16 protein-coding genes, 1 other RNA gene and 1 pseudogene are annotated in these 23,471 nt (G+C 56.8%); 10 read left to right on the top strand and 8 right to left on the bottom strand.

Annotated features, from left to right (window positions below):
- Positions 1-273 precede the first annotated feature (273 nt).
- Entirely contained in the window at positions 274-603 is a 330-nt protein-coding gene (locus tag ACIQYF_RS16225; RefSeq protein ID WP_402863714.1) for a ComEA family DNA-binding protein, read from the top strand.
- 61 nt (positions 604-664) lie between these two features.
- Here the strand turns inward: ACIQYF_RS16225 and ACIQYF_RS16230 are convergent.
- Positions 665-1,219: pseudogene (locus tag ACIQYF_RS16230) on the bottom strand (TetR/AcrR family transcriptional regulator).
- A gap of 137 nt (positions 1,220-1,356) precedes the next feature.
- Positions 1,357-1,524, bottom strand: coding sequence for a DUF2897 family protein (locus ACIQYF_RS16235; RefSeq protein WP_402863717.1), 168 nt, complete (start codon positions 1,522-1,524; stop codon positions 1,357-1,359).
- A 231-nt stretch (positions 1,525-1,755) separates the two neighbouring features.
- On the opposite strand from ACIQYF_RS16235, the gene pyrF reads away from it, so the two are divergent.
- On the top strand, positions 1,756-2,454 hold the full coding sequence (gene pyrF, locus ACIQYF_RS16240; RefSeq protein WP_402863720.1) for an orotidine-5'-phosphate decarboxylase: 699 nt from the start codon (positions 1,756-1,758) through the stop codon (positions 2,452-2,454).
- A gap of 47 nt (positions 2,455-2,501) precedes the next feature.
- Here pyrF and ACIQYF_RS16245 read toward each other — a convergent pair whose 3' ends face one another.
- Positions 2,502-3,506 carry an NADP-dependent oxidoreductase gene (locus ACIQYF_RS16245; RefSeq protein ID WP_402863723.1) on the bottom strand — a complete coding sequence of 335 codons (1,005 nt, stop codon included), beginning with the start codon at positions 3,504-3,506 and terminating at the stop codon, positions 2,502-2,504.
- 194 nt (positions 3,507-3,700) lie between these two features.
- Between ACIQYF_RS16245 and ACIQYF_RS16250 the strand changes: the two genes are divergently transcribed.
- Positions 3,701-4,462 (top strand): SDR family oxidoreductase, encoded by a 762-nt coding sequence (locus ACIQYF_RS16250; RefSeq protein WP_402863726.1) that lies wholly within the window; start codon positions 3,701-3,703, stop codon positions 4,460-4,462.
- Positions 4,463-4,565: 103 nt separating this feature from the next.
- Here ACIQYF_RS16250 and ACIQYF_RS16255 read toward each other — a convergent pair whose 3' ends face one another.
- Positions 4,566-5,756 carry a benzoate/H(+) symporter BenE family transporter gene (locus tag ACIQYF_RS16255; RefSeq protein ID WP_402863729.1) on the bottom strand — a complete coding sequence of 397 codons (1,191 nt, stop codon included), beginning with the start codon at positions 5,754-5,756 and terminating at the stop codon, positions 4,566-4,568.
- A gap of 243 nt (positions 5,757-5,999) precedes the next feature.
- On the opposite strand from ACIQYF_RS16255, the gene ACIQYF_RS16260 reads away from it, so the two are divergent.
- The gene (locus ACIQYF_RS16260; protein WP_402863732.1) at positions 6,000-6,752 is read left to right on the top strand and encodes a GntR family transcriptional regulator; all 753 of its coding nucleotides are present in this window, start codon (positions 6,000-6,002) and stop codon (positions 6,750-6,752) included.
- An 85-nt stretch (positions 6,753-6,837) separates the two neighbouring features.
- Here ACIQYF_RS16260 and guaD read toward each other — a convergent pair whose 3' ends face one another.
- From guaD to xdhA, 4 genes are read right to left on the bottom strand one after another with little or no spacing between them, the layout of a single operon-like run.
- Positions 6,838-8,136 (bottom strand): guanine deaminase, encoded by a 1,299-nt coding sequence (guaD, locus tag ACIQYF_RS16265; protein ID WP_402863735.1) that lies wholly within the window; start codon positions 8,134-8,136, stop codon positions 6,838-6,840.
- Between the two features lie 8 nt (positions 8,137-8,144).
- Positions 8,145-9,002, bottom strand: a complete 858-nt coding sequence (xdhC, locus tag ACIQYF_RS16270; RefSeq protein ID WP_402863738.1) for a xanthine dehydrogenase accessory protein XdhC — start codon at positions 9,000-9,002, stop codon at positions 8,145-8,147.
- Entirely contained in the window at positions 8,995-11,466 is a 2,472-nt protein-coding gene (gene xdhB / locus ACIQYF_RS16275) for a xanthine dehydrogenase molybdopterin binding subunit (protein WP_402863741.1), read from the bottom strand. Before xdhB ends, xdhC begins: the two co-directional genes overlap by 8 nt.
- A complete protein-coding gene (gene xdhA / locus ACIQYF_RS16280; protein ID WP_402863744.1) occupies positions 11,459-12,913 on the bottom strand; it encodes a xanthine dehydrogenase small subunit in 1,455 nt (484 codons plus the stop codon). The genes xdhB and xdhA overlap by 8 nt, the downstream gene beginning before the upstream one ends.
- Before the next feature lie 224 nt (positions 12,914-13,137).
- Here xdhA and ACIQYF_RS16285 point away from each other — a divergent pair, with 224 nt between their 5' ends.
- The 6 genes from ACIQYF_RS16285 (at position 13,138) to dnaX (ending at position 23,454) form a co-directional block, all read left to right on the top strand.
- Positions 13,138-13,797 (top strand): GntR family transcriptional regulator, encoded by a 660-nt coding sequence (locus ACIQYF_RS16285; RefSeq protein WP_402863747.1) that lies wholly within the window; start codon positions 13,138-13,140, stop codon positions 13,795-13,797.
- Between the two features lie 2 nt (positions 13,798-13,799).
- Complete coding sequence (gene smc / locus ACIQYF_RS16290; protein ID WP_402863750.1) at positions 13,800-17,288, top strand: chromosome segregation protein SMC; 3,489 nt, start codon at positions 13,800-13,802, stop codon at positions 17,286-17,288.
- 256 nt (positions 17,289-17,544) lie between these two features.
- A complete protein-coding gene (zipA, locus tag ACIQYF_RS16295) occupies positions 17,545-18,411 on the top strand; it encodes a cell division protein ZipA (protein ID WP_402863753.1) in 867 nt (288 codons plus the stop codon).
- Between the two features lie 96 nt (positions 18,412-18,507).
- The gene (gene ligA / locus ACIQYF_RS16300) at positions 18,508-20,868 is read left to right on the top strand and encodes an NAD-dependent DNA ligase LigA (protein ID WP_402863756.1); all 2,361 of its coding nucleotides are present in this window, start codon (positions 18,508-18,510) and stop codon (positions 20,866-20,868) included.
- 199 nt (positions 20,869-21,067) lie between these two features.
- Positions 21,068-21,164: signal recognition particle sRNA small type (gene ffs / locus ACIQYF_RS16305), an RNA gene on the top strand.
- Between the two features lie 226 nt (positions 21,165-21,390).
- Positions 21,391-23,454 (top strand): DNA polymerase III subunit gamma/tau, encoded by a 2,064-nt coding sequence (dnaX, locus tag ACIQYF_RS16310; RefSeq protein ID WP_402863759.1) that lies wholly within the window; start codon positions 21,391-21,393, stop codon positions 23,452-23,454.
- Positions 23,455-23,471: the final 17 nt, after the last annotated feature.

Genomic DNA, 23,471 nt, shown 5'->3' on the forward strand with positions numbered 1-23,471 from the left:
GACATACTCGCTAATAATGATTTTTCTCATCGATGCAAACACCTCATTTTCCTGGAGGTGTTTTGGCCGTAAAGCTCTATTTCAATAAAAATGATCAATATTTACCTGTCTCCAGCCGTTTTTTCACTGCGCAAGGTATTAAATTAGTGCGCTGTTGTTTTGGCGTACACACCTTGCAATTGACACATTTTTGACACGCCTCCCTCATCGCCTATGTTTGGAATACAGCTCAGGAAAGCTGTTTCCACTTAACGATGTATTGGAGTGTCACTTATGCGTATTGCCTTTCTCCCTTCTATGTTTCTTGCTCTAATGGTCGGTATGTCCAGCGCGGTTCACGCGACGCCTACGACAGATGCGGCTCAACCGGTTGTAGCTACGATTGCTTCGCCTGATACCCAAGTTATGACAATCAACCTTAATACAGCAGATGAGGCGACACTTCAGCGTGAGCTTTCTGGTATAGGCTCTGCCAAGGCAAAAGCAATTGTCGCTTATCGTGAGGCTAACGGTGACTTTGCCTCGGCGGATGAGCTTCTGGAAGTCAAAGGAATCGGCAAGGCTATTTTTGAGAAGAATCGCGACAGGGTCTCGGTTAACTAAATTAAGCGCTTGAACGCACAAGGCCAGTCAATGACTGGCCTTTTGATTGTTACGATTGGGTTTATTCCACCGGTTGCTTCAACGTGTTGCGCGTCACATCCAATATTTTCTCTCTTAACGCATCATTCTCTGCGCTACGAGCAAGCACCAGCGCCCTACCAGGGGGCGCGAAGTTCATAATGCTTTGATTTTCTGTATCAGGCCCTTGCAACGTGTTTTCGATTTGTTTGAGTCGAGCGTTGAGCGCAGAGTCGGTGATTGGGCTGGCAATCCCTTGTCTTGCCATTTCAGCAGACATGGTCGGCAGTGGGCAGCCTTCGTGCGGCGACGTCACGTGCCACTTCGACAGGTAGGTATTGATAAAGGCGTTCAGCGGTTGGGTTGAGTTGAATATGTCCGTGCAAAAACCGTTTATTTCGCCGGCAGCTTGCTCAATGCTTCTTCTACCCCTTCGTTTTCGCAAGCAAAGCGAGCATAGAACGACTGTGTGTGAGGCCTTTGGCTTTCATGAGGGGCTGCAAGCCTGTCGCCCCAATCCCGTCTATGCGAAAAAGCCCTGCGGCTTCTTTGATGATGCGCTGATGGGGTAGGGCTTATGATTTTCAGAGTACCGCATGGCAGTTGTCTCTTTAATCCAATAAAAGCATCATCGTGTTGAGTATCAAGGCTTTACACGTTTGTTTAGCTTTTGGTGTTTTGAGAATTGCTCTCAGAACTCAATTTCTTGATTCCACACTGAGAGCGACCTCTGTGTTATTTGTCCCTTGATTCCTTTGCATCCATCTCGGCATTGCGTTCAGCAACACGCTTGCGTTCTTCGTCGGTCAGTTCAACTTTGTTGGCAGTTTCGCGTAAGGTCATCAGGCCGCCAACAATGGCGCCGATGGCTACGATGAGAATTAACCAGGCATACCAGGGCATCGTTTTCTCCTTGATGAGCAAGATGCTGAGCAAAAAATTTGCGCGGCGTGTTGCTGTCTATCCTATTGAGTGTGTGAGCAGCCACTGGTTTCATTGTAGGCCGGTTATCTTTTTGCGCGCGATGGTTCGCCTGAAGATGATTAAAGTCATGAAAATACGATCATCGGGTGCCGGTAGACGACCGCTTCCGCTACAATGCGCGCCGATTTCGACCAGCCTGAGAACCCGCTAATGTCCGACTGCCAGACTCCTATCATCGTCGCCCTGGATTTCCCGACGCGTGACGCCGCACTGAAATTGGCTGATCAGTTGGACCCTAAACTGTGCCGTGTGAAAGTAGGCAAAGAGCTGTTTACCAGCTGTGCAGCGGAAATTGTCGGCACCCTGCGTGATAAAGGTTTTGAGGTGTTCCTGGATCTTAAATTCCATGACATCCCAAACACCACGGCAATGGCCGTCAAGGCAGCTGCCGAGATGGGCGTGTGGATGGTCAACGTTCACTGCTCGGGCGGCCTGCGGATGATGGCCGCGTGCCGTGAGGAGTTGGACAAGCGTTCCGGGCCTCAGCCGCTGCTGATTGGTGTGACTGTATTGACCAGCATGGAGCGTGAAGACCTCGCTGCAATCGGCCTGGACATCGAGCCTCAAGAGCAAGTCTTGCGTTTGGCTGCTCTGGCCCAAAAGGCCGGGATGGATGGGCTGGTGTGCTCGGCTCTGGAAGCCCAAGCGCTCAAGACCGCGCATCCATCGCTACAACTCGTAACGCCGGGGATTCGTCCTGCTGGCAGCGCATTGGATGACCAGCGTCGCATTCTGACTCCGCGCCAGGCGCTGGATGCGGGTTCTGATTACCTGGTCATTGGCCGGCCAATCAGCCAAGCGGCTGATCCGGCCAAAGCATTGGCTGCTGTTGTTGCCGAAATAGCTTAAGCGTGCCTGCGATGTCGCCGCAGCCTGGGCTGCGGCGACAGCAGTTTTTAGACCTTCAAAATCAACTTGCCGAAGTTCTCACCGCTGAACAGCTTCAGTAGGCTTTCTGGAAAGGTTTCCAGCCCCTCGACAATATCCTCTTTGCTTGTCAGTTGGCCTTTGGCCAGCCAACTTGCCATTTCTTGCCCGGCCGCAACATAACGGTCGGCATAGTCCATCACCACAAAGCCTTCCATTCGTGCACGGTTGACCAGCAGCGACAGATAGTTTGTCGGGCCTTTGACCGCTTCCTTATTGTTGTACTGACTGATCGCGCCGCAGATGATGACGCGGGCTTTGTAGTTCAGACGACTGAGTACGGCATCAAGAATATCGCCGCCTACGTTGTCGAAGTACACATCGACACCTTTAGGGCATTCGCGTTTTAGGCCAGCGAGAACTTCTTCGTTCTTGTAGTCAATGACGCCGTCAAAGCCCAGCTGTTCAACCAGATAGGCGCACTTTTCTTTTCCGCCTGCGATACCCACCACGCGGCAGCCCTTGAGCTTGGCAATCTGTCCGGCAATGCTGCCAACGGCACCCGCCGCACCCGAAATAACCACGGTGTCCCCGGCTTTGGGCGCGCCGACTTCGAGTAAAGCGAAATAGGCGGTCATGCCCGTCATGCCTAGCGCCGATAAGTACACAGGCAGTGGCGCCAGTTTCGGGTCTACTTTGTAGAAGCCGCGCGGCTCACCGACGTAGTAATCCTGCACTCCCAGTGCACCGTTTACGTAGTCGCCGACGGCAAAACCTGGATGCTTTGAAGCAATCACTTTGCCGACACCCAGTGCGCGCATTACCTCACCCAAACCCACAGGCGCAATGTAGGACTTGCCTTCATTCATCCAGCCGCGCATCGCCGGGTCAAGGGACAGGTATTCATTTTTAACCACGATCTGTCCATCACCGGGCTCGGCAAGCGGGACTTGTTGATAGGTGAAGGTATCGCGGGTGGCTGCTCCGACGGGGCGTTTGGCGAGAAGGAATTGGCGGTTAGTCTCGGCGGTCATCGTAGGTGCTCATCATTAAGGCAAACTCTGTTGATAGACCTTCTTGGGCGTCACAGCAAGTTAATGTGGCTTTACGAATGGTTTTCTATCCGTTGGAGTGATTTTAGTAGGCAGGTTTTTATCCCTTCGAATAATAAGCATCTGTTAGCGCGTGCCTACACTGAACACGTCTTTCCCCTTCGAGGATAAAAACAATGAGCATGACGTTTTCCGGTCAAGTGGCGCTGGTCACGGGAGGTGGTGCGGGTATTGGACGAGCCACCGCGCAGGCTTTTGCGGCTGAGGGCTTGAAAGTCGTCGTGGCTGATCTGCATGCCGCAAGCGGGGAGGCGACGGTTGAACAGATCAAGGCTGGCGGTGGGATTGCCGTATTTGTGCGTTGCAATGTCACCCTTGAGAGTGAGGTCAAGCACTTGATGGAACAGACCATTAACACTTACGGCCGTTTGGACTACGCCTTCAACAATGCCGGTATTGAGATTGAACACGGACGCTTGGCTGATGGGACGCAGGACGAGTTTGACGCGATCATGGGTGTTAACGTCAAAGGTGTCTGGTTGTGTATGAAATATCAGTTGCCGCTGATGCTCAATCAGGGCGGTGGTGCCATCGTCAATACCGCCTCGGTGGCGGGTCTGGGCGCAGCCCCCAAAATGAGTATTTACTCGGCGTCCAAACATGCAGTGATTGGCCTGACCAAGTCGGCAGCCATTGAATATGCCAAGAAAAAAATCCGCGTGAATGCGGTGTGCCCAGCGGTGATCGATACCGATATGTTCCGTCGCGCCTATGAGGCAGACCCTAAAAAGGCTGAATACGCTGCGGCCGTTCACCCTATGGGGCGTATTGGTAAGGTTGAAGAGGTGGCGAGTGCCGTGCTTTATCTGTGCTCGGACGGCGCTGCGTTTACCACGGGCCATGCCTTGGCGATTGATGGCGGGGCGATGGCGATTTAAGAGGTTGGCACTGTAGCCGCTGCCGAAGGCTGCGATAAGGTCCGAAGGCCTTGAACCCCAGCGCAGACTCGCGACAGTGGCTACAGATTGTACATGTGCTTGATCAGCGGGTTTTCCAGTTCAAGATCATCAGGGTCAACACGCCTGCCACAATGCCCCAGAAAGCCGAGCCGACCGAAAACAGGCTCATCCCCGATGCGGTGACCATAAATGTCACCAGTGCCGCTTCACGCTCTCTCGATTCACTCATGGCGATCGTCAGGCCATTGATGATTGAGCCGAACAAGGCCAGTGCTGCAATCGACAACACCAGTTCTTTGGGCAGCGCGGCAAACAGGGCGGCCAGCGTGGCACCAAACGTGCCGGCAATACCGTAGAAGATTCCGCACCACATGGCCGCCGTGTAACGCTTCTTTGGGTCTTCGTGGGCATGCGGCCCGGTACAGATCGCGGCGCTGATGGCGGCCAGGTTAACGCCGTGGGAACCGAACGGGGCGAGGAGCAATGAGGCTACGCCGGTAGCGCTAATCAGGGGGGAGGCTGGCACGGTATAGCCATCGGCCCGCAATACCGCGACTCCCGGCATGTTTTGCGACGTCATGGCCACCACAAACAGCGGTATACCAATACTGATGGTGGCCGCCAGCGAGAATGAAGGCGTGGTCCATACCGGTACTGCGACTTCGAGCGCAAAGCCGCTGAAATCCAGAAGTCCGAACACGCTCGAGATCAGGGTGCCAATCACCAGCGCGGCCAGCACGGCGTAGCGCGGTGACAGGCGTTTGACGATGAGATAGGTGAAAAACATCCCGATAACCAAACCGGTGCGATGTTGCACAGCAACGAAAATCTCGCTGCCGATCTTGAACAAGATGCCTGCCAGCAACGCCGCAGCCAGAGAGGACGGGATTCGTTTGACCAAACGCTCAAAACTGCCGGTCACGCCGCAGATGATGACCAGCACTGCACAGGTGATGTAGGCACCGATTGCTTCGTGGTAACTAACGCCGCCCAAGCTGGTAATCAGCAGTGCCGCTCCCGGCGTTGACCAGGCGACCGTAATCGGGGTGCGATAACGCAAGGATAAGCCTATGCTGCAAACGGCCATGCCAATTGACAGCGCCCAAATCCATGAAGAGATTTGCCCCGTGGTCAAACCTGCTGCCTGGCCAGCTTGAAACATCAGCACCAATGAACTGGTGTAGCCGGTCATCATCGCAATGAAGCCTGCGACCATGGCAGAAGGTGAGGTGTCGGCCAAAGGATGCAAGCGCGGCTGAGTGGCGTCGTTCATAAAACGCAATTCCTTGTACTGAACAGAGTGTTCTTCAATAGAGTTCGAACAGAGCGCAAGCCTAAACGCAAAAGTAACATTTCATTGCAATACAGCCGGGGGCGCAAATGACCGTACAGTCGTGCTCGCACTCGGGCTTGTGTACAATGCGGCCTGTTTTTTTGCATTAATTCATTGCCAGCGACGCCCGTTTACGTATTAACGTAACGCCTTATTCGCCGCCGCTTTCCCATTCGAGTGCCCATGAACGAACAGTTGCAGCCTCTCAAGAAACCCTCCCGCGCAGGCAAGGCCGGCCGCAGTGGAACCCAGGACGATATTGTCTACGCGCACATCTTTGAGGCGATTCTCGAACAGCGCCTGGCGCCGGGCACCAAATTGAGCGAAGAAGCACTGGGTGAAATTTTTGGGGTGAGCCGCACCATCATTCGTCGAGCGCTGTCGCGCCTGGCCCATGAAGGTGTTGTGCTGTTGCGCCCTAATCGCGGTGCGGTGGTGGCGAGTCCGAGTATCGAGGAAGCGCGTCAGGTATTTTTTGCCCGGCGCATGGTGGAAAAAGCCATCACTGAATTGGCCGTTAACCACTCGACGGCAGATGATCTGGCTGAGTTGCGCAAGATGGTGCAAGACGAGCGCGACAGCTTTTCGCGCGGTGATCGTGGTGCTGGCATTCGACTGTCTGGCGAATTCCACTTGAAGCTGGCGGAAGCGGCAAAGAATGCGCCGCTCATCAGCTTCCAGCGCAGTCTGGTGTCGCAAACGTCGCTGATTATTGCCCAATACGAGAGTGGCAATCGCTCACACTGCTCCTATGACGAGCACATGCAACTGATCGATGCGATTGAAGCGCGCGATGCTGCGTTGGCAGTGGACCTGATGATGCACCACATGGACCACATTGACAGCAAGCTCAACCTCGACGAAGAAGGCGCCTCGGACGATCTGCATGCGGTGTTCTCGCACTTGCTGCAAACCAAAGGCAAAAGCCACCGTTAATCTGTAGGAGCTGCCGCAGGCTGCGATCTTTTCAATATCAAAAGATCGCGAGCAAGCACGCTCCTACACAGTTTTACCCAGTCCCTTAACGCTGATGCACCAGGTTCCCTGCTGCATACGTCTGCTCAACCGTGCGATCGTCGCCCAGGGTCATCAACACAAACAACGTGTCGGCGATGTTTTTGGATTGCTGGAGGCGATAGCTCATCAGCGGGGTGGCGTTGTAATCCAGCACCACAAAGTCTGCGTCGCTGCCAGGTGCCAGGTTGCCGATCTTGTCTTCCAGACGCAGAGCGCGCGCGCCGCCCAAGGTGGCTAAATACAGTGATTTGAATGGATTGAGGCGTGCGCCCTGTAGCTGCATCACCTTGTAGGCTTCGTTCAACGTGTTGAGCAGCGAGAAGCTGGTGCCTGCGCCTACGTCGGTGCCCAATCCAACATTGAGTTTGTGCTTTTCAGCCATTGGCAAGTTAAACAGGCCGCTGCCCAGAAACAGGTTGGATGTTGGACAGAAAGCCACCGCCGAGCCTGTTTCAGCTAGGCGCGCGCATTCTTCGTCACACAAATGCACGCCATGGGCAAATACCGAGCGTTCGCCCAATAGCTGGTAATGGTCGTACACGTCCAGATAGCCCTTACGTTCCGGGAACAGCGATTTCACCCACTCGATTTCCTGGAGGTTTTCGCTGATATGGGTATGCAGGTACACGTCCGGGTATTCGCTCAGCAATTTGCCCGCCAGGGTTAATTGTTCCGGGGTACTGGTCGGTGCGAAACGTGGGGTCACGGCGTAATGCAAGCGGCCTTTGCCATGCCAGCGTTCGATCAGCGCCTTGCTGTCGTTGTAGCCCGTTTCTGGCGTATCTGTCAGATAGTCTGGAGCGTTGCGGTCCATCATCACTTTACCCGCAATCAGACGCAGATCCAGGCGCTGTGCAGCCTCGAACAAAGCGTCCACCGATTGCGGGTGCACACTGGCGAACACCAAGGCGGTTGTTGTGCCATTGCGCAACAGTTCCTTAAGGAAGATATCCGCCACTTTTTCAGCGTGTACCTTGTCGGCGAACTGGTTTTCGCAGGGGAAGGTGTAGGTGTTCAGCCAATCGAGTAGCTGTTCGCCGTAAGCCCCGATCATCCCGGTTTGTGGGAAGTGAATATGGGTGTCGATAAAGCCCGGTGTAATCAGCGCATCGCTGAAGAAGGTGATGTCGGTATCGGCCTCCAATGTGGCGAGCAATTCACTGGCATGACCCAGCGCTTTGATTTTGCCGTCTTCGACCACCAGCAAGCCATCTTCAAAATACTCGTAGGAGGCCTCGATCCCGACTTCGGCGGGGTCGGCGATGCTGTGCAGGATGGCGGCGCGATAGGCTTTACAGGTCATAACAACTCTCAGTGCGTGGCATGGCTGCGTCGTGAAGACGCCAGCAATTGTTTAATCGGTTCAAGCCCGACAGGGGCGGCGCAGGCGGTGTGCTGGCCAAAATGGGCGTTATACGTGGCGATGACTTCGCCGGCGATAGCGATCGCAATTTCAATCGGCAACTTGCCTTTGACTTCATTTAAGCCCATTGGGCAGCGCATGCGCTGGACATGGGCGGCGCTGATGCCTCGCTCGTGCAGGCGATGTTCAAACTTCATGCGCTTGGTTTTAGACCCAATCAGGCCGAAGTAGGTAAAGTCATTGCGTTTGAGCAGGGCGGCGCAGAGTTCCAGATCCAGGGCGTGATTATGCGTCATGACGATGCAGTAGCAACCCGTAGGCAGCTCATTGATCTCATCGACCGGGTCTTCGGTCACGATTTTATGCACGCCGTCCGGGATGAGCGCAGGGAACTCCTGTTCCCGCGAGTCGATCCAGCGGACGCGGCACGGCAGGCTGGCCAGCAGCGGCACCAGTGCGCGAGCGACATGACCGGCGCCGAACACGGCGATCTGCGCCTGCACCTGGCACATAGGCTCGAATAGCAGCACCGCGACACCGCCACAGCATTGGCCGAGGCTGGCACCCAGACTAAAACGCTGTAACTGCGGCCCTTGCTTGTGGGCGTTGAGCATTTCGCGGGCAATGGTCATGGCCTTGAATTCCAGATGCCCGCCACCGATGGTGTCGAATATCTGACTGGCGCTGATGACCATTTTGGAGCCGGCATTGCGTGGGGTCGAGCCTTGCTCTTCGATGATTGTCACCAACACACAGGGTTCACCTTGTTGCTGTAAACAGGCCAGCGCGCTGATCCAGTTATTCATGGTCTTCCCCTCGCTCCTTTGTAGCCGCTGCCGCACGCGTCGATAAGGGCCGCAGGTGCTTCAGGTTTTCCGGGCTGCTACGCAACCCATCGCAGCCTTCAGCAGTGGCTACGCAGTTACGCATCTGCTCACAGCCCCAGAGCACCCGTTCCGGAGTGGCGGGGGCGTCGATAGTGGGCTGCACGCGATAGTCGGCCAGGCTCGCGACGGCGTCTTTAATGGCGCACCATGCGGCAATGCCGAGCATAAAGGGCGGTTCGCCCACGGCTTTGGAGTGAAAGACCGTGTCTTCCGGGTTCTTGCGGTTTTCTACCAGCGTGACCCGCAGATCCAGGGGCATATCGGCGACGGTCGGGATCTTGTAGCTGGCCGGGCCATGGGTCATCAGCTTGCCTTTGGTGTTCCACACCAATTCTTCCATGGTCAACCAGCCAGCGCCCTGAATGTAGCCGCCTTCAACCTGGCCGATGTCGATGGCCGGGTTCAGCGATGCACCCACGTCATGCAGGATGTCGGTGCGCAACATTTTGTATTCGCCGGTCAGGGTGTCGACGATCACTTCCGCGCAAGCGGCACCAAACGCGTAGTAGTAAAACGGGCGACCGCGCGCCTGACTGCGGTCGTAAAAAATCTTCGGCGTTTTGTAGTAACCGGTACTCGACAGTGAAACCTGGCCGAAATAGGCCTGCTGTATCAGTGCTTCAAAGCTCAGGATCTGCTCGCCAACGCGTACCAGGCCGTTATGAAAATGCACCTCCTGCGCAGTGACCTGATACTGACTGGCGGCAAATTCAATGAGTCGCTGCTTGATGATCTGCGCTGCGTTCTGCGCCGCTTTGCCATTCAGGTCGGTACCGCTGGAAGCCGCGGTCGGCGAGGTGTTGGGCACTTTGTCGGTGTGAGTGGCGGTGATCTGCACGCGGCTGATCTCGACCTGAAACACTTCGGCCACCACTTGCGCGACCTTGATGTTCAGGCCCTGACCCATTTCTGTGCCACCGTGGTTCAAATGGATGCTGCCGTCAGTGTAGATATGGATCAGCGCCCCGGCCTGGTTGAGAAAGCTGGCTGTGAACGAAATGCCGAACTTGACCGGTGTCAGAGCCAGGCCCTTTTTCAGAACCGGGCTGTTGGCGTTGAAGGCCTGGATGGCAGCGCGACGTTCTGTGTACTGGCTGCTGGCTTGCAGTTCCTCGGTCATTTCGTGAAGCAAGTTGTGCTCCACGGTTTGGTAATAGTGGGTCACGTTACGGTTGGTTTTGCCGTAGTAATTAGTTCTGCGCACTTGCAGCGGGTCGAGCTGCAAGTGACGAGCAATCCGGTCCATGACTTCTTCGATGGCAACCATTCCTTGGGGGCCGCCGAAGCCTCGATAGGCTGTGTTCGAGGCTGTATTGGTTTTGCAGCGATGGCCATGGATGGTGACGTCGCCCAAGTAATATGCGTTGTCTGCGTGAAACATGGCGCGGTCGACAATTGACCCGGACAAGTCAGGTGAATAGCCGCAGTTACCTGCCAGATCCAATTGGATGCCTTGCAACTGGCCGTTGTCATCGAAGCCGACGTCGTACTCGATATAAAACGGGTGGCGCTTGCCCGTCATCTGCATGTCTTCGACCCGTGGCAGACGCATTTTGGTCGGTTGACCGGTCAGGTGCGCCACCACGGCACATAAACAGGCCGGGCTGGCAGCCTGGGTTTCCTTGCCACCGAAGCCCCCGCCCATGCGGCGCATGTCGACGACGATTTTGTTCATCGACACACCGAGCACTTGGGCAACCAGTTTCTGAATTTCAGTTGGGTGTTGGGTCGAACTGTAGACGATCATGCCGCCGTCTTCGGTGGGCATGACCGAAGAGATCTGGGTCTCAAGGTAAAAGTGTTCTTGCCCGCCGATATGCAGGCTGCCTTGCAATCGATGTGTCGCTTTGCTCAACGCCGCGGCAGCATCGCCGCGTTGGTGGGTATGGCTATCGAGCACGAAGTGCTTCTTGCGCAGCGCCTCAACCACATCCAGCACCGGTTCGAGGTCTTCGTATTCAATGATTGCCGCCATCGCCGCCTGGCGCGCGGTCTCCAGATCACAGGCGGCCACGGCCAGCACCGGCTGCCCGACAAACTCCACTTTATCGATAGCCAGTAACGGGTCGCCGGGTAGCAGCGGGCCGATGTCTTTGAGGCCAGGGATGTCTTCGTGGGTGATGACCAGGCGCACGCCGGCAAGCGCGTAGCACGGGGTGGTGTCGACGCGAATGATTCGGGCGTGAGCTCGGTCAGACAAGCGTGCATAAACATGCAGCTGATTAGGAAACTCCAGCCGGTCATCAATGTACTGGGCTTCGCCAGATACGTGCTTTTCGGCGCTGTCATGTTTGACGCTGCGTCCGACACCGGTTTTCAGGTCCTGCACAAACAGGGCGCTCAACTCGGCCTGCGAGGGTTCGATCGGGTGATGATTAGACATAAGCGCTCACCCGTGTTTGAAGATGGGGGTTTTGCTGTTCGATAAAGTATTTACGCAGCAGGTTTTGCGCACTCAACAAGCGATATTCCTTGCTGGCGCGAAAGTCCGAGAGTGGGCTGAAATCCTGCGCCAAAGCGGTGCAGGCTCGTTCCACGGTTGCTGTGTTCCAGGGCGAGCCGTGCAATGCGGCTTCGCAGGCCCTGGCGCGTTTGGGCGTGGCCGCCATGCCGCCGTAAGCCACTCGGGCTTCGATCACCACGCCGTTGTCAATGTGCAGATTGAAGGCAGCACACACGGCGCTGATGTCGTCATCCAGGCGTTTGGAGACTTTATAGGCGTGAAACAGATGACTTTTCCTGGCGCGTGGGATGACGATTTTTTCGATAAATTCGCCCTCTTCGCGGGCAGTCACTCGGTAGTCAATGAAGTAATCCTCAAGCGCCAACGTGCGGCGTGTCTGGCCTTTGCGCAGTATCAGGTGTGAGCCAAGGGCAATCAGTAACGGCGGCGAATCACCAATAGGCGAAGCGTTGCCGATGTTTCCGCCCAGCGTGCCCTGATTACGAATTTGCAGCGAGGCGAAGCGCAGCAACAGTGCGCCGAAGTCCGGGTATTCAGCCTTGAGCGTGCTATAGGCATCCGTCAGTGACACCGTTGCGCCGATTTCAAGGCGATCAGCGAAGCGTTCGATGCGCTTCATCTCGGCAACCTGTCCCAGGTAAATCATCACCGGCAACGGCCGATGGAGCTGCGTGACCTCCAGCGCCAGATCGGTGCCGCCCGCCAGCAGGCGAGCCTGAGGGTGGACCTCGTACAGGTTTGCCACCTGATCGACGTTCACGGGTAGCAGGCAGCGCTTGTCGCCGCTTTTCAACTCGGCGGTCCCGCTGGGCGCAATGGCCTTGAGCTTGGCGAGGGTCGCAGCCTGCAGGGCATCAAATTGGTCTGCGTGAGGGGAGTGGCAAGCTTGTTCGGCGGCGGCCACAATCGGTCGATAGCCGGTGCAGCGGCACAGATTGCCCGCCAGCGCTTCATGGACCTGATGACGGTCGGCGTCCAGGCTGTTTTTTTGCAGTGCAAACAGCGACATCACAAAGCCAGGCGTACAAAAACCGCACTGTGAGCCGTGGCAGTCGACCATCGCCTGTTGCACGCTGTGCAACCGACCTTGATGCTTGAGGTCTTCGACGCTGATCAACTGCTTGCCATGCAGGGCAGGCACGAACGTCAGGCATGAGTTGAGGCTGCGATAACGCAGGCCTTCAATACCGTGTTCATCGACATGCAACTCGCCCACGACCACGGTGCAAGCGCCGCAGTCACCGCTGGCGCAACCTTCCTTGGTCCCGGGTTTGTGCAGGTGCTGGCGCAGGTAATTGAGCACCGTCAGATTGGGGTCCAGTGTGTGCTCAGTGCGTAGGGTCTGATTGAGTAAAAACTGGATCACGGGTGGCCTCGCAACATCATTGTTTTTATCGGGCGGGATGAGCTGAATCTAGTCATTGTTGACCTGAGGGTCAAGAAATGAGGCTCGGTCATCCCGATGCTTGATCGCTGGAAGGTTTATTTGCTTATATCGTGCCAATTTCAACGGCCGAGACACTCTGCGAGCACCTCGCAAGTGGGTTACACTTCGCCGCCTGCACTGATCTAAGATTTTGAAGGTAAAACATGACGTTCAAGGCGCCGGATAGCCTCGCCGAGCAAATTGCTCACCACCTCGCCGAACGTATTATTCGTGGCGAACTCAAGCCTGGGGAACGCATTCAAGAACAGAAGGTAACGCTGGCGCTCAATGTCAGTCGTGGTTCTGTTCGTGAGGCGTTGTTGATCCTTGAGCGCCGGCATTTGATTGCCATCCTTGCGCGGCGTGGCGCCCATGTCACCGAGCTGACTGCGCACAAGGTGCAGAGCCTCTGCACTTTGATGAGCGAGATGTACATTTTGCTCGGCAATGCCGTTGCGCAGCGCTGGACCGTCCCGGCTGACCTGGGGCCCTTCCTGCAAATTCAACAACGCCTGACTGACAGCTATGAGCGTCAGGACATCAGCGCCTTTGTTGAAGAGAGCTTCAACGTGATGCGTGCGGCTTACCCATTTGCCGACAACCCGTACCTGCAGGAAACCGTCGAAAACCTGCACCCGGCCATGAGCCGTGCCTATTACTTGGCACTGGAACAACGCAAGGCTGAGATGAGCGAGTTTCTGGAGCTGTTTGCGCAGTTGCTTGAAGCCGTTTTGGCGCGTGATTTTTCGCAAATTCGTGTAGTACTGAGCCGATATGCTCAGCGCAGTTGTGACCTGGTGTTGTCAGCCTTGACGGTTGCCTAAGCGTGCGCCTCAAGTGCATCAAACTGGCGGGTTTCAAGTCTTTCGTTGACCCCACGACGGTTAACTTTCCGAGCAACATGGCGGCTGTTGTCGGCCCTAACGGTTGCGGCAAGTCGAATATTATCGACGCCGTGCGCTGGGTAATGGGCGAAAGCTCGGCCAAGAACCTGCGCGGCGAGTCGATGACCGATGTCATCTTTAACGGCTCCACCAGCCGCAAACCCGTGAGTCAGGCCAGTATCGAGCTGGTCTTTGATAACTCCGACGGCACGCTGCTGGGTGAGTACGCGGCCTACGCCGAGATCTCCATTCGCCGTAAAGTAACCCGCGACAGCCAGACTACGTACTACCTCAACGGCACCAAGTGCCGACGCCGAGACATCACCGATATCTTCCTGGGCACTGGCCTGGGGCCGCGCAGCTACTCAATCATAGAGCAGGGCATGATCTCGAAATTGATCGAGTCCAAGCCCGAAGACCTGCGTAACTTTATCGAAGAGGCGGCCGGCATCTCCAAGTACAAGGAGCGCCGCCGCGAGACCGAAAACCGTATTCGCCGCACCCACGAAAACCTGGCGCGTCTGACCGACTTGCGGGACGAGCTGGGGCGTCAGCTTGAGCGTCTGCACCGTCAGGCTCAGGCGGCCGAGAAGTATCAGGAATACAAGGCTGAAGAGCGTCAGCTCAAGGCGCAGCTATCAGCGTTGCGCTGGCAAGCCCTGAACGAGCAAGTGGGTCAGCGCGAAGCCGTCATTGGCAATCAGGAAGTCAGCTTTGAAGCCCTGGTTGCAGACCAGCGTAACGCGGATGCCAGCATTGAGCGCCTGCGTGACGGGCACCATGATCTGTCAGAGCGCTTCAATTTGGTGCAGGGGCGCTTCTATTCGGTCGGGGGTGACATCGCCCGGGTTGAGCAAAGCATTCAGCACGGCCAGCAGCGGTTGCGTCAGTTGCAAGATGACCTGCGTGAAGCCGAGCGTGCGCGGCTTGAAACCGAATCGCACCTGGGCCATGACCGCACAATGCTCGCGACCTTGGGCGAAGAGCTCGACATGCTTGTGCCCGAGCAAGAACTGACCAGCGCTGCGGCCGAAGAAGCGGCCGCAGCGCTCGAAGAATCCGAACACACCATGCACGGCTGGCAAGAGCAGTGGGATGCCTTCAACCTGCGCTCGGCCGAGCCGCAACGCCAGTCCGAAGTGTTGCAGGCGCGCATTCAGCAGTTGGAAACCAGCATGGAGCGGGTGGCGGAGCGCCAGCGCCGAATGGCCGAAGAGCGTGCCTTGCTGGCCGCAGACCCGGAAGATGCTGCGATCCTTGAACTGAGTGAGCAACTGGCAACCAGTGAACTGACGCAACAAGCACTTCAGGTCAGTGAAGAGCAGGTCATCGAGCGACTGGAGCAAGTGCGCCACGAGTTGCACCAGGCCACGCAAAACCAGCAGCAGGCTCAGGGTGAGTTGCAGCGGCTCAACGGCCGCCTGGCTTCCCTTGAAGCGCTGCAACAAGCCGCACTTGATCCTGGCACCGGTGCTGGCGAATGGCTACGCGAGCAGCAACTGGCTGAGCGCCCGCGTTTGGCCGAAGGGCTGCGGGTAGAAGCGGGTTGGGAGCTTGCCGTCGAAACCGTGCTAGGTGCTGACTTGCAAGCGGTGCTGGTGGATGACTTTTCGCAGCTTGATCTGGCGGGCTTTGCCCAAGGCGATTTGCGCCTCTTCAGCGCCGACGTTCAGGTCGGCCGTGTGTCCGGCAGCTTGCTGGACAAAGTCGAGGCCGATTTTGATCTGGCGCCGTGGCTGGGGCAGGTCAAGCCGGTTGAAACCCTTGAGCAGGCGCTGGCCCTGCGCGGGCAACTGAGCGATGGGCAAAGCCTGATCAGCCGTGACGGCTACTGGGTCGGGCGTCACTTCTTGCGGGTTCGACGTGCCAGCGAAGCTGAAAGCGGTGTGCTGGCCCGCGGTCAGGAAATCCTGCGACTGGGCGTTGAGTGCGAAGAGCGTGAAGCGACCCTTGCTTGCCTTGAAGAACAATTGCAACGCTTGCGCGAACAACAAGTCGCACAAGAAGACGCCCGTGAGCAGGTTCGCCGCCGCTTGCAGGACGAAGCCCGGCAACAAGGTGAGGTCAAGGCCAGGCTGTCTGCCAGCAAAGCCAAGGTCGAGCAATTGACCTTGCGCCGTAGGCGCTTGGACGAAGAACTGGCGGAGCTGGGCGAGCAGCGTGCGCTGGAACATGAGCAAGTCGGCGAAGCGCGTCTGCAATTGCAGGAAGCGCTGGACGCCATGGCCACCGATACCGAGCAGCGCGAGTTGCTGTTGGCTCAGCGCGACAGCTTGCGCGAGCGGCTGGATCGAGTGCGCCAGGAGGCGCGCCAGCACAAAGATCACGCGCATCAGTTGGCGGTTCGCCTGGGTTCGCTCAGGGCGCAGCACGATTCGACCCGGCAAGCGCTTGAGCGTCTGGAGCTGCAGTCTGAGCGGCTGGCTGAAAAGCGCGAGCAGCTCACACTCAATCTGGAGGAGGGCGAGGCACCGCTTGAAGAGCTGCGCCTCAAACTTGAAGAGTTGCTCGACAAACGCTTGAGCGTGGACGAAGAACTTAAAATTGCGCAACTGGCGCTTGAAGATGCCGATCGTGAACTGCGAGACGCTGAAAAACGTCGTAATCAGGCTGAACAACAGTCCCAGTTGATTCGAGGCCAGCTCGAACAGCAGCGCATGGAGTGGCAGGCGCTCACCGTTCGGCGCACCGCGTTGCAGGATCAGTTGCTGGCAGATGGCTATGATCTGCACGGGGTGCTGGCCACGTTGAGCAATGAGGTCAATGAGCAACAGGCCGAAGAAGAGCTTGAACGTATTGCAGCGCGTATTCAGCGTTTGGGCGCTATCAACCTCGCGGCCATTGATGAATACCAGCAGCAATCCGAGCGTAAACGTTATCTGGATGCTCAAGATGCTGATTTGGTCGAGGCATTGGACACCCTGGAAAACGTTATTCGCAAGATCGACAAAGAAACCCGTAGTCGCTTCAAAGACACCTTTGATCAGATAAATGGTGGATTACAGGCACTTTTCCCAAAAGTTTTCGGTGGCGGCAGCGCTTATTTGGAACTGACGGGCGAAGATTTACTCGATACAGGGGTAACGATCATGGCGCGGCCGCCGGGCAAGAAGAACAGCACGATTCATTTGCTGTCCGGTGGCGAGAAAGCGTTGACGGCTTTGGCATTGGTTTTTGCCATTTTCAAACTCAACCCGGCGCCGTTTTGCATGCTTGACGAAGTTGATGCACCGCTTGATGACGCTAACGTGGGCCGCTATGCGCGCTTGGTTAAAGAGATGTCGCAGACCGTGCAATTCATCTACATCACGCATAACAAAATTGCCATGGAAATGGCTGATCAGTTGATGGGTGTGACGATGCATGAGCCTGGATGTTCACGTCTTGTTGCGGTTGATGTTGAGGAGGCAATGGCAATGGTCGATGCTTGAGCTATAAGCATGTATGGCTAAAGAATTTTTCGCGTAAGAAAAATCCTAATAATTGGCTGATCTGGTTGGTTCATCAGTCAACACATGTGTCTAACTCAAGGCGACAGACGGTGTAAAGTTATCTTTGGTCGTGTTAATTTAGCGTCTAATTTTTTTGTACGTGGGAAAACGCCATTCAGAACATAGACTTGGCGCCACGTTTTAAAGGGCTTTAGGCTCTTCTTCATAGAATCATTTTTTAGGGGCACGGGATTACATGGAAATCGGTCTGCGCGAGTGGCTGATAGTCATCGGCATAGTGGTCATAGCCGGTATTCTTTTTGATGGCTGGCGCCGTATGCGTGGCGGTAAGGGCAAGCTCAAATTTCGCCTTGATCGCAGTTTTTCCAACGTCCCTGATGAGGAGACCAGCGCTGAATTGCTGGGTCCTGCACGGGTCCTGGATACACCTAATCACAAAGAGCCGCAGCTCGATGAGCAGGACTTGCCATCGGTGAGCATGCCGGCTCGCGAGAAGGGCTCCAAGCGTGGCGGGGAGCCAAGCCAGGGTGACTTGAACCTCAATCTCGACCTTGACGATGATGGTCCAAGCCTCAGTGCCCGTGATGACGATTTCCCTGCTGAAACCAAGCCGCGTGGGCGTGCTGCGCCAACCGTTTCTGCCGTAGAAAGCAAAGAGCCTGCCCAGCCCGCTGAAGAAGTGCTGGTGATCAGCGTTATCTGTCGTGACCCTGCGGGCTTCAAGGGCCCGGCACTGTTGCAAAACATTCTTGAAAGTGGCTTGCGCTTTGGCGAGATGGATATTTTCCACCGTCATGAAAGCATGGCCGGTAATGGCGAAGTGCTGTTCTCGATGGCAAACGCTGTCAAGCCGGGCGTATTCGATCTGGACGACATCGATCTGTTCAGCACCCCGGCGGTGAGCTTCTTCCTCGGTCTGCCGGGGCCGCGTCATCCCAAGCAGGCGTTTGATGTCATGGTGGCCGCTGCACGCAAGCTGTCCCAAGAGCTCAATGGCGAGCTCAAAGACGATCAGCGCAGTGTGCTGACGGCTCAGACCATCGAGCATTACCGCCAGCGCATCGTCGAATTCGAGCGCCGTGCCCTGACTCAAAAACGCTAAAAACAGGGGGGGCAACGTGTGTGCTCCCGCTGAATGCAAAATGAATTAACACTTGAGCAGCCTCGGCTGCTCTTTTGCTTTGTGAGAGAACACCCCATGACCGCCGCCAACACCCGCATTCTAGAGCTGCGCGCTGAACTGGATCAGCACAACTACCGTTACCATGTGCTCGACGAGCCGAGCATTCCGGACGCTGAGTACGACCGCCTGTTTCGTGAGTTGAAAGCGCTGGAAGCGGAACACCCTGAACTGGTAACGCCAGATTCGCCGACTCAGCGGGTCGGCAGTGCGGCCTTGTCTGCTTTCACTCAAGTGCGTCACGAAGTGCCCATGCTCAGTTTGGGTAATGCTTTTGATGAAGTCGATATGCGCGAGTTTGATCGGCGTGTCAGCGAAGGCCTGGATCTGCCTTCAGGTGATCTGTTTGGCGGCGGCGCCGAAGTGGAATACAGCTGCGAGCCCAAGCTGGACGGTCTGGCGGTCAGTCTGCTGTACCAGAATGGCGTTCTGGTGCGCGGTGCTACGCGGGGTGATGGCGCCACCGGTGAAGACATCAGCGTCAACGTGCGCACCGTGCGCAATATTCCGCTCAAGTTGCAGGGCAGTGGCTGGCCTGCGGTGCTTGAAGTGCGCGGCGAGGTCTTTATGTCCAAGGCCGGTTTCGAGCGCCTCAATGAAGCCCAGCTCGCGACGGGCGGCAAGACCTTCGCCAATCCGCGTAACGCGGCGGCCGGTAGCTTGCGTCAGTTGGACTCGAAAATCACTGCCAGCCGCCCGCTGGAATTCTGCTGCTATGGTCTGGGGCAAGTTTCTGAGGAGTTTTCAGGCACCCACATCGGCAACCTTAAGCAGTTGCAGCAATGGGGGATGCCCATCAGCCACGAGCTTAAACTGGCCAAAGGCATTGCCGAGTGCTTGGACTACTACCGCGACATCGGCGAGCGCCGGGCCGCTTTGCCTTACGAAATCGACGGCGTGGTGTTTAAGGTCAACAGCCTGGCCTCTCAACGCGAACTGGGTTTTCGTGCGCGCGAGCCGCGTTGGGCCATCGCCCATAAATTCCCGGCCATGGAAGAGCTGACTGAACTGCTGGATGTCGAGTTTCAAGTGGGGCGTACAGGTGCAGTAACTCCGGTGGCGCGCCTTAAGCCGGTCAAGGTGGCGGGCGTTACCGTGTCCAATGCCACGTTGCACAACATGGATGAAGTGGCGCGTTTGGGCCTGATGATTGGCGACACAGTGATTATTCGTCGCGCTGGCGATGTCATTCCGCAGGTGGTGCAAGTGGTGCTTGATCGTCGTCCCGACGATGCGCGTGCGGTACGCATTCCTGAAAACTGCCCGGTGTGCGGTTCGCACGTTGAGCGTACGCAGTTGATCAAACGCAGCAAGGGCCGTGAAACCATCAGCGAAGGTGCCGTGTATCGCTGCGTCGGACGGCTGGCCTGTGGTGCTCAGCTCAAACAGGCCATCATCCATTTCGTCTCGCGACGTGCGATGGACATTGAAGGCCTGGGTGAAAAGAGCGTCGAGCAGTTGGTCGATGAAGGCCTGGTCAGTTCACCTGCCGACCTGTACATCCTTTCGTTTGAGCAAATTGTCGACCTGGAAGGCTTTGCCGAGCTGTCCAGCAAGAACTTGCTGGAGGCCATTGCCGATAGCAAGCGTCCGACATTGGCTCGTTTTATCTATGCCTTGGGTATTCCCGATGTAGGAGAAGAGACAGCCAAGGTGCTGGCGCGCTCATTGGCGTCCCTGGAGCGCGTACAGCGTGCTCTGCCGCAAGTGCTCACCTACTTGCCGGATGTGGGCCTGGAAGTGGCTCACGAGATTCACAGCTTCTTCAGTGATGACCACAACCAGCAGGTGATTGCCCAATTGCTGGCGCGAGGACTGCAATTGCAGGATCAGGGCGAACTGGGTGCCGAGTTTGCCGCCAGTGCCACCTTGGGCGGGCTCATCGACAAACTGCACATTCCATCCGTAGGGCCGGGCGGGGCGCAAAAACTGGCAGACAAATTTGGCACCCTGGAAGGCGTGATACACGCCGACTGGCTGGACATGCGTCAGGCTCTTCCCGAGAAGCAAGCCAAGGCGGTGCGCGAATTCTTCGATAACCCGGACAATGCCCGTCTGGCGCTTGAAGTCCAAGCGCAGTTGCGTGACTTCGGCATGCACTGGCAGAGCGAGAAAAAAGCCGTAGAAGGCCTGCCGCTTGCTGGACAGACCTGGGTGCTGACCGGTTCGCTGGAGTTAATGAGCCGTGACGTGGCCAAAGACAAACTTGAAAGCCTGGGGGCCAAGGTCTCGGGTTCCGTCTCTGGCAAAACCCACTGCGTAGTGGCGGGGCCGGGGGCGGGCTCAAAATTGGTCAAGGCCAACGAACTGGGCCTCAAAGTGCTGGATGAAGAAGCGTTTGTCGCGTTCCTGAAAGAGCAGGGCATCTCAATTGCCTGACAGCCGCAGCGCGCAAATCTTGTAGCAGTAGCCGAGCCTGCGAGGCGACTGCTGGGAAATCAGATTGCAGCGCGCCCCGGCTCGAATCCAAGTGCTTGAGCCTATTCATTTTTTTATTCTTGCAGCAGCGGTTGTAACTTTTCGTCAGACAGGTACAATGGCGCCGTTCGCTGCTAGGCGGATGTTGTTATGGTGACCCTATCGGTCCCTCCGCAACGATTACCCGTGAACCTGGTCAGATCCGGAAGGAAGCAGCCACAGCGGGAACATTGTGTGCCGGGGTGTGGCTGGTGGGGTTGCCTCCATTTTAAAAACCCTCAATTCGCAGGGTTTTTAGTCCGGAAAAATCTATTTCTCTCCTTTAAAATTTTCGATTGCAGCATGCTCTGTCGACGTCTTTTCGTGTACGCCTAAAATACCCGGCCACGAGCGCCTGAGCAGTTAAAAGCGCGCATCGGATGCAATTTTGCCCCTGCTCCGCTAGCATTAGCCCCCTCCGCTTTTTAGACGCGACGGTTATCAATGAGTTATCAGGTTCTTGCACGTAAATGGCGTCCGCGCTCGTTCCGCGAAATGGTCGGCCAGACCCATGTGCTCAAGGCTCTGATCAACGCCCTGGACAGTCAGCGCCTGCACCACGCCTACCTGTTTACCGGTACCCGTGGCGTCGGCAAGACCACCATTGCGCGGATTATTGCCAAATGCCTGAACTGTGAAACAGGTATCACCTCGACCCCTTGCGGCGAGTGCTCGGTGTGTCGCGAGATCGATGAAGGGCGTTTTGTCGACCTGATCGAGATCGACGCCGCGAGCCGGACCAAGGTTGAGGACACGCGTGAGCTGCTTGACAACGTGCAGTACGCGCCCAGCCGCGGGCGCTTCAAGGTCTATCTGATCGACGAAGTGCACATGCTTTCCAGCCATTCTTTCAATGCGCTGTTGAAAACCCTCGAAGAGCCGCCGCCCTACGTCAAATTCATTTTGGCGACCACGGATCCGCAAAAACTGCCGGCGACGATTCTGTCTCGCTGCCTGCAGTTCTCGCTAAAAAACATGACGCCCGAGCGCGTCGTTGAGCACTTGACCCACGTGTTGAGTGTCGAAAACGTACCGTTCGAAGACGATGCTTTATGGCTGCTTGGCCGTGCGGCTGATGGCTCGATGCGTGATGCCATGAGCCTCACCGATCAGGCGATTGCGTTCGGCGAAGGCAAGGTGCTGGCTGCCGATGTGCGGGCGATGCTGGGTACTCTCGACCACGGTCAGGTGTTTGACCTGCTGCACGCCTTGATTCAGGGTGATGCGCGGGCGCTGCTTGAGGCGGTGCGGCATTTGGCCGAGCAAGGCCCGGACTGGAATGGCGTGCTCTCCGAGATCTTAAACGTGTTTCACCGTGTTGCGATTGCCCAGGCGCTGCCTGAAGGCGTCGACAACGGGCACGGCGACCGCGACCGCGTATTGGCCCTGGCGCAGGCGCTGCCGGCCGAAGACGTACAGTTTTATTACCAGATGGGCCTGATCGGTCGACGCGATCTGCCGCTGGCGCCAGACCCGCGAGGCGGTTTTGAAATGGTCCTGCTGCGGATGCTGGCCTTCCGCCCAGCCGATACCGGCGATGCGCCGAGTCAGCCGCTAAAGCCAGTGGGGATCAGCCAGGCCACAGTTGATTCCGCCAACACCGTGGCTGGCGCGACCGCTGTTGCGCCAGCCGTGGCGCCGCGTGTAGAGCCAACTCCCGTAGCCGTTTCTGCGCCGGTCGCTGAGGTGGTCGCTCCTGTGCCCGAGCCGGTCGCCGCTGTACTGGCGCCTGCGCTGCCTGAAAAAGATTTGCCATGGAATGACCGGCCAGCACCTGCAATCGAAGACGACATCGTGCCCGAGCCGATGCTCGATACGGTCAGCGAGCAGCCCGATTTGCCGCCCATGCCGTTGCCGACACCCGACAGCGTTGTGCCGGACGCACCGGAGTGGGTGGCGGCGCCCATCGTTGAGCCAACCGTCGAACAGGTAGACGCCGCGGTGCCGGGCATGGATCGCGACGACGAGCCACCTCTGGATGAAGACTACATCGAACCAGACATGGATTCTGTGGCGTACAGCTACCTGGATGAATTGGCCAGTGAGCATGCGGTCGACCCTGAGCCAGAGCCCGAACCCTTGCCGGCAGCGATGCCTGCCACGGGGCTTGCCCTTGAATGGTTGAACATGTTCCCCCAATTACCGGTGTCGGGCATGACGGCGAGCATTGGCGCCAACTGCACCTTGGTCGCCGTTGACGGTGATGACTGGTTGTTGCACCTGGACCCGGCTCACAGCGCGCTGTTTAACGCGACCCAGCAACGTCGACTTAACGATGCGTTGAACCAGTTTCATCAGCGCACACTCAAAGTCACAATAGAGCTGGTCAAGCCCGAGCAGGAAACTCCGGCCCAGGCGGCCTCGCGTTTGCGTGCCGAGCGCCAGCGTCTGGCCGAAGAGTCGATTTACGCAGACCCGCTGGTCCAGCAAATGATTCAACAGTTCGGCGCGGCAGTCCGTGACGATACGATTCAACCTGTCGATGTTGAAGAGGCTCAGGCTTCGTAACGGCAGGGTAAGCACTT

Source organism: Pseudomonas sp. NPDC096917 (assembly GCF_044762555.1).
Taxonomy (GTDB): domain Bacteria; phylum Pseudomonadota; class Gammaproteobacteria; order Pseudomonadales; family Pseudomonadaceae; genus Aquipseudomonas.

Coding starts and splice junctions, on each gene's coding strand:
- zipA (WP_402863753.1), top strand. CDS start 17,545: ATGGAAATCGGTCTGCGCGAGTGGCTGATAGTCATCGGCATAGTGGTC.
- xdhC (WP_402863738.1), bottom strand. CDS start 9,002: ATGAATAACTGGATCAGCGCGCTGGCCTGTTTACAGCAACAAGGTGAA.
- ligA (WP_402863756.1), top strand. CDS start 18,508: ATGACCGCCGCCAACACCCGCATTCTAGAGCTGCGCGCTGAACTGGAT.
- xdhB (WP_402863741.1), bottom strand. CDS start 11,466: ATGTCTAATCATCACCCGATCGAACCCTCGCAGGCCGAGTTGAGCGCC.
- ACIQYF_RS16260 (WP_402863732.1), top strand. CDS start 6,000: ATGAACGAACAGTTGCAGCCTCTCAAGAAACCCTCCCGCGCAGGCAAG.
- ACIQYF_RS16245 (WP_402863723.1), bottom strand. CDS start 3,506: ATGACCGCCGAGACTAACCGCCAATTCCTTCTCGCCAAACGCCCCGTC.
- dnaX (WP_402863759.1), top strand. CDS start 21,391: ATGAGTTATCAGGTTCTTGCACGTAAATGGCGTCCGCGCTCGTTCCGC.
- pyrF (WP_402863720.1), top strand. CDS start 1,756: ATGTCCGACTGCCAGACTCCTATCATCGTCGCCCTGGATTTCCCGACG.
- guaD (WP_402863735.1), bottom strand. CDS start 8,136: ATGACCTGTAAAGCCTATCGCGCCGCCATCCTGCACAGCATCGCCGAC.
- ACIQYF_RS16255 (WP_402863729.1), bottom strand. CDS start 5,756: ATGAACGACGCCACTCAGCCGCGCTTGCATCCTTTGGCCGACACCTCA.
- ACIQYF_RS16250 (WP_402863726.1), top strand. CDS start 3,701: ATGAGCATGACGTTTTCCGGTCAAGTGGCGCTGGTCACGGGAGGTGGT.
- ACIQYF_RS16285 (WP_402863747.1), top strand. CDS start 13,138: ATGACGTTCAAGGCGCCGGATAGCCTCGCCGAGCAAATTGCTCACCAC.
- ACIQYF_RS16225 (WP_402863714.1), top strand. CDS start 274: ATGCGTATTGCCTTTCTCCCTTCTATGTTTCTTGCTCTAATGGTCGGT.
- ACIQYF_RS16235 (WP_402863717.1), bottom strand. CDS start 1,524: ATGCCCTGGTATGCCTGGTTAATTCTCATCGTAGCCATCGGCGCCATT.